General features: G+C 43.2%; 9 protein-coding genes. 3 read left to right on the plus strand and 6 right to left on the minus strand.

Annotation, left to right across the window (positions count from 1 at the left end; all coding sequences use genetic code 11):
- Positions 1 to 145: 145 nt before the first annotated feature.
- The 3 genes from V7L12_RS27925 to V7L12_RS27935 all read right to left on the minus strand — a co-directional run bounded on the left by V7L12_RS27925 (position 146) and on the right by V7L12_RS27935 (position 3,944).
- A complete protein-coding gene (locus V7L12_RS27925) occupies positions 146 to 400 on the minus strand; it encodes a hypothetical protein (RefSeq protein WP_335089326.1) in 255 nt (84 codons plus the stop codon).
- Positions 401 to 518: 118 nt separating this feature from the next.
- Positions 519 to 3,605 (minus strand): phosphoenolpyruvate carboxylase, encoded by a 3,087-nt coding sequence (locus V7L12_RS27930; protein WP_335089328.1) that lies wholly within the window; start codon positions 3,603 to 3,605, stop codon positions 519 to 521.
- Positions 3,606 to 3,689: 84 nt separating this feature from the next.
- On the minus strand, positions 3,690 to 3,944 hold the full coding sequence (locus tag V7L12_RS27935) for a hypothetical protein (protein ID WP_335089330.1): 255 nt from the start codon (positions 3,942 to 3,944) through the stop codon (positions 3,690 to 3,692).
- Between the two features lie 432 nt (positions 3,945 to 4,376).
- Here V7L12_RS27935 and V7L12_RS27940 point away from each other — a divergent pair, with 432 nt between their 5' ends.
- The 3 genes from V7L12_RS27940 (at position 4,377) to psbA (ending at position 10,488) form a co-directional block, all read left to right on the plus strand.
- Complete coding sequence (locus tag V7L12_RS27940) at positions 4,377 to 7,394, plus strand: DUF1574 family protein (RefSeq protein ID WP_335089332.1); 3,018 nt, start codon at positions 4,377 to 4,379, stop codon at positions 7,392 to 7,394.
- Positions 7,395 to 7,521: 127 nt separating this feature from the next.
- On the plus strand, positions 7,522 to 9,021 hold the full coding sequence (locus tag V7L12_RS27945) for an MBOAT family O-acyltransferase (RefSeq protein ID WP_335089334.1): 1,500 nt from the start codon (positions 7,522 to 7,524) through the stop codon (positions 9,019 to 9,021).
- Between the two features lie 384 nt (positions 9,022 to 9,405).
- Positions 9,406 to 10,488 carry a photosystem II q(b) protein gene (gene psbA / locus V7L12_RS27950; RefSeq protein WP_335089337.1) on the plus strand — a complete coding sequence of 361 codons (1,083 nt, stop codon included), beginning with the start codon at positions 9,406 to 9,408 and terminating at the stop codon, positions 10,486 to 10,488.
- 94 nt (positions 10,489 to 10,582) lie between these two features.
- Here the strand turns inward: psbA and V7L12_RS33400 are convergent, their stop codons facing one another.
- From V7L12_RS33400 to V7L12_RS27960, 3 genes are all read right to left on the minus strand, one after another.
- Positions 10,583 to 10,687, minus strand: coding sequence for a hypothetical protein (locus V7L12_RS33400; protein ID WP_442947925.1), 105 nt, complete (start codon positions 10,685 to 10,687; stop codon positions 10,583 to 10,585).
- Positions 10,647 to 11,507, minus strand: a complete 861-nt coding sequence (locus V7L12_RS27955) for a helix-turn-helix transcriptional regulator (protein ID WP_335089339.1) — start codon at positions 11,505 to 11,507, stop codon at positions 10,647 to 10,649. Before V7L12_RS27955 ends, V7L12_RS33400 begins: the two co-directional genes overlap by 41 nt.
- 342 nt (positions 11,508 to 11,849) lie before the next feature.
- On the minus strand, positions 11,850 to 12,989 hold the full coding sequence (locus tag V7L12_RS27960; protein WP_335089340.1) for a PepSY-associated TM helix domain-containing protein: 1,140 nt from the start codon (positions 12,987 to 12,989) through the stop codon (positions 11,850 to 11,852).
- Positions 12,990 to 13,280 lie beyond the last annotated feature (291 nt).

Here is a 13,280-nt window from a genome sequence, read left to right on the forward strand (position 1 = left end):
TATGGGTAGATTTTACCAGCCTTGCTGACACCAAAGCTGCCAATCCTCAAACTCATACCAATTTAAAAATCTCTAAAGACGCGATTCATCAAGTCTTTACCCAAGGATCTGTTGCAATCATTAATTGAATTGGTATCACATGAGACTAATCACGAGCTTGTCGCGTCACCACACCACCAACAAAAGCCCCTAAGATAGTGCCTGTCCAAAGTCCTGTTGTGCTACCTTGCCATATTGCTCCTGGTGTCATCCAAGCGTTGCACATCTCCTTTAAACCCCAAGGTTGGTTTTGGCACTTTTGGCTATGCAGCATTATAGTGATTTGCCCACTGGTGTAAGCACCAAAAAAACCTGATGACAGCGCCAAGAAAGTGCAAATTAAAATTCTGTTTTTTGTCATTTGTCATTAGTCATTGGTCATTTGTTATGGGAAAGAGGACAAGGGAAAAGACTTGTTGCAAGTTCTAAACTTTTGTCACCTTGTCTCTCCTGCTCCCCTGCTTCTTCCCCATTCCCAATCAACCTGTATTTCTCATCCCAGCAGCAATACCATTAATAGTTAACAATGCTCCTCGCAGTAACTCGCCTTTACTGTAACGAGAATGAATTACTCCAGAAGTAGCAGTAGTATTTTGGGACTGCCGTAGACGTTTGAGTAGTGAAACTTGGATAAATCCCAAGGGGACAATTGTGCCATTACGTAACTGCACAGAGCGTTGCAATACAGGATCGCCATCTAAGAGTCGATTGTGATCGGTGATTTTTAACACCAAATCCCTTGTTAGATAAAACTCGCTGGCAATTTGGTCAAAAACCTTGGCAAAACGAAGTTGATCTTCTGGTTTTGAGAGTTCCTGGACGTAGTGGTGTGCCATTTGCATATCTACTTTTGCCAAAGTCATCTCGGCCTTAGAAATCACCATCTTGAAGAAGGGCCACTTAACGTAAAAGTAGCGGAGTAATTTCAAGTGTTCTTCTGGTTCTTCGTTCAAGAATTCTTGTAACGCTGTGCCAACACCGTACCATGAAGGAAGCAAAAAGCGAGTTTGTGTCCAGCTAAATACCCAAGGAATAGCTCGCAGACTACTTAAATCTTTCTTACCAGATGGACGACGTGCGGGGCGGGAACTAATTTGTAGCTGACTAATTTCTTCAATGGGAGTTACTTCGTGGAAGAAATCAACAAAATCAGGCTGTTCGTAGATTAGGGCGCGATAATGTTGACGCGATCGCGCGGCTAATTCTTCCATAATCTCATTCCAGGGTTCAATATCATCAAACCCTGTCCGCAACAGGCTGGCTTGAATCACAGCAGTGGTGATGGTTTCCATGTGATACAAAGCCAAGTCCAACAAGGAATATTTGGAAGCTAAAACTTCTCCTTGTTCGGTAATCTTGATTCGCCCATTGATACTATGACCTGGTTGAGCCAAAATCGCTTCGTAAGCGGGGCCGCCACCCCGTCCCACAGAACCGCCGCGTCCGTGGAAAATCCGCAAGTTTAGATCGTAGTTTTCTGCTATTTCTTGCAGTGATTTTTGAGCTTTATGAATTTCCCAGTTGCTGCTTAAAAAACCAGAGTCTTTGTTGCTGTCAGAATACCCCAGCATTACTTCTTGCAAGTTGGCAGTGACGGAGGAGGCAGGGGAGCAGGGGAGCAGGGGAGCAGGGGAGGGTGAATTTTCATCTGCACCTTCTGCTTTTGTCTGTTCGTAACCACCAGCTAACAAAGCGCGATATAACGGTAGTTCAAACAGTTTCCGCATGACGCTTCTGGAGCGTTGCAAATCTTCTACTGTCTCAAATAGGGGGACTACTTGAATAGTTCCGACGGCAATGGCGGGGTCAAAAAGTCTGGCTTCTTTGGCTAAAAGCAATACTTCCAGTACATCGCTCACGTCGCGGCACATACTGATAATGTAAGTTTGGCAGATGTTAAGACCAAATTCTTGTTGCAGCGATCGCACGACGCGAAAGGTTTCAATTACATCGTTGGTTTTTTCCGAAAATGGCAATTCTGCCGGAATTAGTGGCCTGCGGGTTTGCAGTTCGCCTGTGAGCCAAGCAACTCTTTGCTCCTCGGATAGTTCGTTGTAAGGTTGGGGTAATATTTGCAGGTATTCCAGGATCTCATTGAGCGCGTCGGCGTGACGGGATGATTCTTGACGGATATCTAACTGTGTCAAGTTAAAGCCAAAAATTTCTACCTGACAGATTAGATTTTCTAATTCTCGACAACTTAAACCTGTTTCTGTCAAGTTGCGCTGAATCATTCGCAGTTCTGCTAAAAAATCGGCTCCCGAACGATACAGGGGGCTATCTTGATTTGTCGGCGTTTCCCGATTGTACAAAGATAGATTGCGATCGCGAGTATTTTCCAACCGTTTCAGCACGTAAGCCAGTTTCAGCCGATAGGGTTCTTGTCGATAACGCAGCGCCAGTGCGTCATATACCTCGCTGAACTGGGACTGATCCAATTCTAGAGATTCCAGTAAGTCTGGTAAAACATCACTCCAGTGCATCGACACACTCAACAATTCAATCAGATTTTTCACTGACTGAATATATCTCCCGATTACCATTTTGCGCTGATAGCAAGCCGTTTTCCAGGTGATTTCGGGCGTGACTGATGGGTTCCCGTCTCTGTCTGAACCTACCCAGGAGCCAAAAGAGCAAAAGTTTTTACTCGGTGGTTCTAGCCAAGGAAAGGTATTGGATAGAGTGTGTTTGAAACGTTTATACAGTTGCGGAATACCATCAAATAAAACTTCTTGGAAATAGTGCAGGGCATAATCTACTTCATCTAGCACTGTGGGTTTGAACTGGTGAAGTTCGTCTGTACGCCACCACAGGCGAATCTCTTCAAGCAATTGTTCGCGGACATCTATTGCTTCCCAAGGATATGCTCCTGGTGTAGTCCCAGAATGATTTTCCAAGGCATCCAGTTTTTGCAAAAGTTGTACCACTTGTCGCTGCTTATCCCGGATGGTATGACGAACAATTTCTGTCGGATGTGCAGTGAAAACTAACCGCACATCCAGATGTGCAATTAGACGTTGAATTTGCTGGGGTGGTACATTCAATTTGAATAAATAGGGAAACAAGGCAGCAAAAGTACCTTTTGGTTTGACTTGCGCCTTTTCGAGATAATTCTTTCTGAGGAAGGGTGCTGCTATTCCCTTGTTAACAGGTGCGTCATCTTCTCTTTGATTGGAGGAATAATTAACATTGGATGATGTTTCTGGCTCTGTAGCCTCTGTTTCTGCCTCATACCGACTCAATTGCTGCCGTTGTTCGTATTCCTGCTCTATGATATTAATCAATTGAAAATACAGAGCGAAAGCACGAGCCGCGCGAATTGCTTCGTTGATATTTAGTTGTTCAATTAATTTGACGGCTGAGGATGCTTGGTCATTTGTTGCTTGTCCTTCTGGCGAACATAAATTGCGCAACTGACGCAACAGGTCTACCATATTTTGACCGCATTCTTGCCGGAGAACTGACTCCCACAATTCTTCCACTACCTGGAGACGATGACGCAAAAATAATTCCGACACCGGGTATATATCCGCAGTTTGAGACGAAGAGTATAAAAGGGAACCCATATTCTCTATTCTTGTAAAGCTAATTACTGTTTACGGTTCTAGGTTTTGCACTTAATGCTCACCGGGTTGTTCCTGAGCAAATAATTATTTGGTGTATATCTTCTCATCTTGATTGATTTCGTGTTCATCTGGGAAGTCTAGATTGGGTAGGCGATCGCCTCGAAATAATTCTTCACTAGCTTCTCCTATGGCTTCTAGTGCTCTTACTGTAGTTTTTCCGGTAATCAGCAGCAGTAATATAGACGCTGTACCTATTTGTAAAAGTAATGATTGGGGAATGGGAAATAAATCCAGATTGGATGCGGGTTTAGGCGAAGACTGTTGGTTGGTAGGAGGCATTGCTAATTTTTGGTTATGGGAATTATGAGTAAAAAGGAGTTAAGAGTTAGGATGACTCCAACGATAAAGGGATGGAGTTGAAATGAGATAAGCTTATTGTTTGTTTCGCCCATCAGGGGCATTGGCGCGGTGGCTACACAAGTCCGGTTTTAAAGAACAAGTCATCAGCCAGTCATATAGAATTATTCTGACTCCTGGCTCCTAACTACTAACTTCTAACTTCTGATTTTTGACTCCCTATTAGTAAAATAAACGCAAAACTCAACATTAGTCAGACTTACAACCTATACAAGACTATCTTGTCCGATTTTGTGAGCTACGAAGGTAACAAAATTGTTAAAAAAAAACGTCAGAGTGTGATAAACCTATGGTTCTAGTTTACAAGTGCAGGCACTATCCCCCAACCATCGCTGACTGTAAAATTAACTGAGCATGAAAACAGTAGTACCAGATCGCCAGCAATCCTTAGTGCAATGGGTAAGCCAAGCAACAGGGATCAACAGTTTCGGAGTGAAAGTCCGGTTGCGGGGAAATGACCTTCATATTCTTTGTGAAGGTACAGAATGTCCGCAGCGTTGGCGTACTTTGTCTGATTTGCTGCAAGCACTACAGCAAACAAACTTAGATATTCTCACAAGCAGCGAACAAACCTCAATATATCAAGTATTTGTCTATGGCCGCAGAAAAGGGGAACAGCGCCCCTCATGGTGCCATCGAGTTCACTTGAATCAAATAGATAAGCATCTAGATCAGGTGCAACAAGCGCTGCTAGCAGACTCGGAAAAATTAAAACAATCGGGTGGGGCGCTAATTGTCTCTAACGAAAGTTTGGCACGCCAAGGAAATCCAGAAGCGATCGCTCGATATCTTAGCGAAACTCTGAGTACGCTAGGTGTATCAGTACAGGTAAAGATTAAGCTATATAAGCCAAAGAATTCTCAGCCAGAAGAAAATCGCCTGTGGATATTTTGCCAGTCAAGCTATAGCCCTGATGCATCGTTGCTTGCCGAACCAATAGCACAGAAGTTGCGTTATCTCAAGCTTTCCGGCTACCAAGATGCCGTAATTGTTTCTCAGGTGAGCGGCGAAACTGCCCCAGATTGGCTGCTGCGGGTGGATTTGACACCACCAGAGGTGATGCTTAAAGAGTGGGCGCGTTGGGGAGATGTCCAAGCGATCGCTCGATTATTAGCTGAAGTACTATCAGGGTTAAAAGTTGGTGTCCAAGTTTCTCTGAAAGAATCAACGCTACATATTTTTTGTATCCCAGCTTTTGATCCTTTAGGAACTGCCCCTATCCCAGATAAGCTAGTGTGCTTAGAGGCGATTTTACCGCAGCTAGAAGCGATCGCTCCTCAAGCCATTTTCGCCGCCACCGTATACGGACAAAAAGCAGGTGACAAGGAACCCACTTGGATTGATTGGCTGGCTTTAGCCGCAGCAAACCATCCCGCCTTTGCCATATCACCACTTGATTTGGCAAATACTGGCGATGAACCAGCAATTGTATTTTTATTAGAGCGCTTACTCAATCCTGATTTGGATTGGCGACTATTGACAGGTGGAATTCGCGTACTTCTACTGAACAGAAATGGTTTATTGCACATTATGTGTGATGCACCTGTTTGTCCACAGCGGCAACAAGTAGCAAGTAAAATTACGCAGTTTATCTGCCAGTTAAAAATTTCCGGTATAATAGGAGTACGTATCTACGGTCGCCGTGCTGGGAATAAAGAACCTTTTTGGCATTATGGCGTCGATCTTGAACATCGCCAACGTTTAGTACCAGAAGCAACCCCAGAATTTGCTGCTACTTCTATATACATTAACGATTTAGTAACATCTGAGACTAGTGAGCCAATTTTGCGCCCAGACTTAACCACAAAAGAAGTTCAAAATTTTGTAACAGAAGTAGCGCGAGATTGGATAGCAACGGCAAGTTCAACTGCGAGAAAATTCCTGTTGAAAAGTCAGTTATTTACCGAAAGCAAAGAGTCAGCGGAACATAACCATGATGTTCAAGGAATTAAAATTGCTTTGGTTTGGGGAACACTAGGATTATTGCTCACCCTCCAAACTGATTGGGTACTGGGTCACATTGTTGCACGTACTACGCCGAGTTCGCCAAAAGCCGCTAGTGCCAGCCTCTCATCATCTTCTGAGCAAAAGGCATCTTTGACATCTGAAGAAAATCAGAGTGAGAAAACGACATTTTTTAGCAGCACTTCCAAGACAAAATCTCCTCCAAATCAGAGTTCTGTATTTAACGCTTCGGAATTTACCCAGAGTGATGATACCCCGAAAAATAATTTAGCAGCCGCACCACTGAAGGAAAAAGCAACCGCAACAGCTATTCTTTTAGCAGCGCGATCGCAGATGCCAAGTTTTAATGTCAGGCAGTTAGACGAGCAACTAGCACTGTATAAACAGCGTTTAGCTAGAACTGGTAGTCCCCCAGATATATTGATTATTGGCTCCTCCCGCGCCCTCAGAGGAGTAGATCCCGCAGCACTTTCTAAAGCTTTAGCAACTCAAGGCTATCCAAATCTTGATGTGTTTAACTTTGGGATTAACGGTGCTACGGCACAAGTTGTAGACTTTGTGATTCGTCACGTCCTAGAACCATCAGAACTACCCAAAATAATTATCTGGGCAGATGGTGCGCGTGCTTTCAACGGTGGGCGCGAGGATATTACCTTTAAATCGCTCGCTGCATCAGCTGGTTATAAACAAGCATTCCAAAAAACACCAACAACGGCAAGTAGCAATGATTTGCCAGAAAATACGGTAAATTCCGGAGAAGAAGAAAAAACAAACGAAGAAAAACAGGAGATTAGTACTTATCAAGCTATCAATCAATCGTTAAATCAGGCTTTAGCATCTGTTTCTGCTAGCTATCAAAACCGCGACCAGATTAAAAGTTTACTACAAAAACAACTGCTTTTATTTGGTAATAATCAGACAGTTGCATCACAAAAACAGTTGACAGACGGTACTTCAGATGAAAGTATTTCTCAGCAAGCGGTTGACTTTGATGGCTTTCTACCCTTGTCTATTCGCTTTAATCCCGCGAGATACTATCAAAAACATTCTAGAGTTACCGGAAATTATGACAACGACTATAAATCTTTCCAAGTAGAAGGACAGCAAGATACTGCTTTTCAAGAAGTGCTTCAGTTTACCCAGTCTCAGAAAATTTCCTTAGTATTTCTCAACATGCCTCTGACGGGAGATTATTTAGATCCAGTACGTAAACAATATGAGCAACAATTTCAGCAATATATGTTGCGTTTGGCTACTAATCCCAACTTTATTTATCGTGATTTGAGCCAACAGTGGACAAAAGTAAATGATTACTTTTCTGATCCTAGCCACCTCAACCGCTTTGGTGCATACGAAGTCTCGAAAAAGCTAGCTAACGATCCGATGATTCCTTGGCCAGTGAAGTAGGGAGTGGGGAATGGGGATGAGGGAGTAGGGGAAGCAGGGGAAGCAGGGGAAGAAGAATTATTGATTAATGATCAATGCCCAATGCTTCATGCCCAATAACAAATGACAAATGACTAATGACTAAAAAATGAACTTTATATCAATTTTCTATGGACTTTTCCTGTTGAGCGTGTTGGGAATTTACTGGTCTTTAGCACAACATAAATTGCGATTATGGACGCTGCTAATTGCTAGTTTGGTTTTCTATGCATCTTTGCACATCCAATACATACCATTACTATTAGCATTGACGTTTATAAATTTTCGTATAGGGCTGGAACTTGGTAACAACACATCACCAGGAAAACATTCTCTTGACTTACAAATTTCTAATGAAGAGTGGCAATTTGCTCAAGTTGATTGGAATCGCCGCCGTTTAAAGATTTTGTGGGTGGGTATAATTCTAAATGTTTTACTGCTATTAGCTTTTAAGTATTTTACCCCTTTATTCAAGTTTGTTTTTCATGTCCAAATAAACTCACCAGATAGCTCTTTTAAATTAATTGCACCCTTGGGAATTTCATTTTTCACCTTTGAATGTATTGCTTATTTAATAGACGTCTATCGCGGTGCCCCTGCTACTGATAATTTTCTCAAATTTGCTACATACAAATTATTCTTTGCCAAACTGATTTCAGGGCCGATTACGCGCTACCACAATTTAGCAAATCAATTTAATACACCAGAATTACCCAGTACCAATAGAGTAGCCGAAGCGCTGTGGTTGATTGCTAGGGGCGCAGTCAAAAAAGGTATTTTTGCTGACCACTTGGGAATTTTTGTCGATTTATGTTTTGGTAATTTGCAACGGGCGGGTAGTACCGATTTGTGGTTAGCTACATTCGCCTATGGCTTGCAGTTATATTTAGATTTCAACGGTTACGTAGACATAGCCCGTGGTAGTGCTATGTTTTTTGGCTTAGTTCTACCTGAAAATTTCGACTTTCCTTATTTCAGCACCAATATTTCCGAATTTTGGCGGCGCTGGCATATCACTCTAGGAGATTGGCTACGTAACTATGTCTACTTTCCTTTGGGTGGTTCCCGTCGAGGTTTAGTCCGTACCTGCTGGAATTTATTTATTGTGATGTTAATTGCTGGTATCTGGCACGGTGCCGCTTTGGGTTATGTCGTTTGGGGCATACTCCACGGATTAGCTTTGGTGGTTCATCGACTTACAGATTCTATAAGCGATCGCTTTGAAAATCTAGAACAATTCTGGCAAAATCCTCTGGGTATCTTTGTCGCTTGGTTCTTAACTCAACTGATGGTTTTTACCTCTTGGATTTGGTTCCGTCTACCTAATCTCCAAGACTCTTCTTTGGTAATTCGGCATCTTTGGGGTTATCCGGCTGACGCCCAGTTTGCTGAAAAAGTCTATGTGGAAGCCTTAAATATGAGTCAATCCCAACTCGCTTTGGTACTTCTAGGTATAGCTGCCCTTATGTCTATAGTCTATGCATTCAACCGGATACTGAAGTTAGAGTTTAACTGGCCCCTTAAGCTTGTCTTCGTCCCCCTATGTTTTTACGCTGTTTGGTTATTAGCTCCAGAAGGCAGTTTGCCCTACATCTACTTTGATTTTTAAGATTCCACAACACAAAAAAATTTAACTGAAACATTTAGACAATGACAATATAAAACTTAATTATTTGGTTACAAATTAGCAAGACTTGCAATTTGTCCCAGAAGCTAATTGTAAAGAAGTGTAAAAGAAAATAACTAGGCGATCGCATCATTGAAAGTGATAGCTAGTTTGGTGTTGAAATGGCTTAAAAAGCCTCAATCCATTACTTTTATCTTCATTATTTATAGTAGGAAAACTTTACAGTTCGATGAGCTTGTTAGAGAATTATATTACAGAATATTAAGTCACATTTCGCGTCAAAGTAAATTCATGTAAACTGTATTTCAACAGGCGAAAATAAAACCGCTTGTTCCATATTTAACAACCCATAGCACTTATAAAACCATGACCACAACCTTACAACGGCGCTCCGGCGCTAACGTATGGGATCGCTTCTGCGAGTGGATCACCAGCACCGACAACCGCATATACATCGGTTGGTTTGGTGTACTCATGATCCCAACCCTACTAGCTGCTACAACCTGCTTCGTAATTGCCTTCATCGCTGCTCCTCCTGTGGACATCGATGGCATCCGCGAACCAGTTGCAGGTTCTTTGATCTACGGAAACAACATCATCTCTGGTGCAGTTGTTCCTTCTTCAAATGCCATCGGCTTGCACTTCTACCCAATCTGGGAAGCTGCTTCCTTAGATGAGTGGTTGTACAACGGTGGTCCTTACCAGTTGGTAGTTTTCCACTTCTTGATCGGTTGCGCTACCTACCTTGGTCGTCAGTGGGAACTTTCTTACCGCTTAGGTATGCGTCCTTGGATCTGCGTAGCTTACAGCGCACCTTTGGCTTCTGCTACCGCAGTATTCTTGATCTACCCAATCGGTCAAGGTTCATTCTCTGATGGTATGCCTTTGGGTATCTCTGGAACCTTCAACTTCATGATTGTGTTCCAAGCAGAACATAACATCTTGATGCACCCCTTCCACATGTTAGGTGTGGCTGGTGTATTCGGCGGTTCATTGTTCTCTGCAATGCACGGTTCTCTAGTAACTTCTTCTTTGGTGCGTGAAACCACCGAAACCGAATCTCTTAACTACGGTTACAAGTTCGGTCAAGAAGAGGAAACCTACAACATCGTTGCAGCCCACGGTTACTTCGGTCGTTTAATTTTCCAATACGCATCATTCCAAAACAGCCGTCAATTGCACTTCTTGCTCGCAGCTTGGCCTGTCATTGGTATCTGGTTTACCGCTTTGGGTATCAGCACAATGGCGTTCAACTTGAACGGTTTCAACTTCAACCAATCAATTATTGACTCTCAAGGTCGCGTCATCAGCACCTGGGCAGACGTAATTAACCGCGCTAACTTAGGTATGGAAGTAATGCACGAGCGTAACGCTCACAACTTCCCCCTAGACTTAGCTGCTGGTGAAGTTGCTCCTGTAGCAATGACTGCTCCTGCTATCAACGGTTAATACTTTAGTATTAGCTAACTAAGAAGCGCCCTCCAGAAATGGGGGGTGCTTCTTAGTTGTAGCTACCTTAAAACCTGGAGTTTAGACTATTTTTTTAAGCGGAATCGGTACGTACTTTTTGCTGACGATATTCTCTGGGAGTCATGCTAAATTGCCGCTTAAACAAATAGCCAAAATGACCTATGCTTTCGTATCCCACTTGAGAAGCAATTTCTGCAACTGTCAGATATAGTGCCTTGGAGTAGCTGTTGTGCTTGCTCTAGCCGCAGGGATTGCACATATCCCAATACCGTAGTGCCAAAAACTTCTCGAAATCCCCGCTTGAGCTTAAAATCATTGAGTCCGATTTGTTTGGCTAGATTTAGTAGCGAAGGTGGATTCTGGAGCGTTTGATTTAAAATAGCTTTAGCGTGATGTAAACGTTCAATTTCATTGGAACGGAAATGGAGCGATCGCTGTAATACTTGATAATTTCCCTGCCACTGAGCAATCTGAAGTGTCAGTAGCTCCAACACCTTTGCTTCTAAATACATTTGTCTAAGTGTTTCTCGAAACGGACACTGCAATATTTGTTTGAGTACTAACCGCATTGCAGGCGTGGTTGTTCCTAACGGCTGATGGAAGCGCTGTTTAATTGGATTTTCTATCAACTGTTGAAGCAAAACAGGCAATTGCTCAAAGCTTCCCTGGAAACTAGAAAGTAAATCAGGATACCAATAAATACCGATACATTGAGTGTGCTGGTTCGCATTAAAATGCTCAAACTCCTGAATATCAGGCAAGAAAAATAAGTAGTTGTAACCTGCAACTTCTTCATAATCGTCACTGACTCCAGGTACATTTGGCGTAGTGGTTCTCACACCACCAGATAAAAAAAACTTAGATGTCAGAAAAGGCAAATCATCATGTTTACTATCAAAAATTACTGGTTGAGAATAGTATCTGTTAGGATAAAGAGCGATGTCTACGACAAGCCCTTCTCTACGAGAGGCTGCGCCAACGGGTTCGGGAGTTCGCAAGACGCTCGAAGACTCGCTAACGCTGCGCTAACGACGGGAACCGCCAAGACTGCGACTCCCTCACCGCTAAGAGCGTCTACACAACTGAAAATATTCTGCAATAAGAGTGCGATCAGCCTGACAGTATGGCTTTGCTTACCGCATTTATCGAGCAGCTTTTCAATATCAGACGTTTCAGTTAACAAAATCAAGTTTTGTGCCGTTTTTGTCTGGACTGTCTATAGCGTACTCGCCCAACTTTGGCGATCGCTCTTAATATATTACATCTGTGCGATGACTGATGGTTTCTGCTGCGAGAGTGCGAAACCACTTATTAAATCAAAAATGCCAATTCGTCAAGCTTCAATTTGATGTTGTATAAATGCTATCTTTTATAGTCGGTTTTGCCCGATAGCGATACCGCCACATCACAAAGCCAGTAATAAATAGAATTAACGGAGCCAGACCAACGAAGATGTAGAGAATGCGGGTGGGTAAGCCGCCGAAGGTGCCGTAGTGCAGTGGCTCAAAGGAATTAAGAATCTTGTCGCCTAACGATGCCTTTAATGAATTATCAACTCGTAAAACCTGACCTTTGTATTGGTCCAGATAGACATTGCTCTTGCCGTATTCCTCCCGCTCTTGAGGGAGCTTCATCCGCAATCGCAGAGGCGCTTTCGGATCTGTCGTTAAGTCAATGCTCCGCAATGCTCCGTCGGGTAGGGCAAATTGAGCCGTTTTTATCTGCTGGCTGAGTGGTCGGGGCGATTGACCTGCGATCGGCTGTGAAGCAAGCTCAGGAAGCGATGGACTGAAGGTAATGGTACGAATCAGAGGGTCAACATAGCCCAAATTCCAGGCAAATCCAGTGAAAAATGTGAACAGTAAAAATATGGCAGCAGTAATACCAGATACCTTGTGTAGATCGAAGTTAAGGCGCTTGGGGTGGGCATTCCACTTCATTTTGAAGCCTGCCATCAGCTTGCGCCAACCGGGCCACAAGATAATTCCTGTGATCACAACGATGCACATCACTAAACCCACAACACCAAGAATCTGTAAACCCAGATCGCCCAATTTCAACGAGGTGTGGAGTTCATAAACAATCTGGAGAAAGTGCTGTACGGCATTGGGATGCAGACTGTTACCCAGAATTGCCCCCGTGTAGGGGTTGACGTAGACTTCTACCCAATCGTTGCCCGGAATTGAGATGACGACATTAAAGAGATCATCCGGTTTAGATGGGAAATAAACCCTTTGCAATGCCATTTCTGGCAGGTTGGCATAGGCGGCTTTGACAATATCCAGGACAACTTCCAGCGATAAGCGATCGCCTTTAGGGAAGATAGCACCAAACTGTTGATGCAGTTGAAACTCGTTGATTTCGCGCTGGAAAATGATTAGGCTGCCAGTTAACCCAACCAGGATGGCAATCAGTCCCGCCGCTAAACCAATATAACGGTGCAGGATAAATACGAAGTTACGTAGTTTTTTATTACTCAAGGTAGACGCTCCTTTGCACGATGTCAGACTTAATTACCTCCCTCAATCCCCCCTTATAAAGCAGGGAAGAAAAATCATGTTCCCTCCCCTTTATAAGGCTACCGTGTACACACAAGTCTTTTAGAGTGGCTCCACAGACTTTTAATCCCCCCAACCCCTCTTGAAAAGCAAAGGCTCAAAAAAGACTTGTGTTGTGAACGAAAAGACTTGTGTTGTGAACGAAAGTACTTGGGTTGTGAACGAAAGTACTTGTGTTGTAAATGAAAGTACTTGTGTTGTAAACGAAAAGAC

The sequence above is a fragment of the Nostoc sp. genome (genome assembly GCF_036918245.1).
In the GTDB taxonomy this organism is placed as follows: Bacteria; Cyanobacteriota; Cyanobacteriia; order Cyanobacteriales; family Nostocaceae; genus Nostoc.

Excerpts from the sequence above, each read along its gene's own strand:
- V7L12_RS27940 (WP_335089332.1), top strand. The coding sequence starts at position 4,377 with ATGAAAACAGTAGTACCAGATCGCCAGCAATCCTTAGTGCAATGGGTA.
- V7L12_RS27925 (WP_335089326.1), bottom strand. The coding sequence starts at position 400 with ATGACAAAAAACAGAATTTTAATTTGCACTTTCTTGGCGCTGTCATCA.
- psbA (WP_335089337.1), top strand. The coding sequence starts at position 9,406 with ATGACCACAACCTTACAACGGCGCTCCGGCGCTAACGTATGGGATCGC.
- V7L12_RS27945 (WP_335089334.1), top strand. The coding sequence starts at position 7,522 with ATGAACTTTATATCAATTTTCTATGGACTTTTCCTGTTGAGCGTGTTG.
- V7L12_RS27930 (WP_335089328.1), bottom strand. The coding sequence starts at position 3,605 with ATGGGTTCCCTTTTATACTCTTCGTCTCAAACTGCGGATATATACCCG.
- V7L12_RS27935 (WP_335089330.1), bottom strand. The coding sequence starts at position 3,944 with ATGCCTCCTACCAACCAACAGTCTTCGCCTAAACCCGCATCCAATCTG.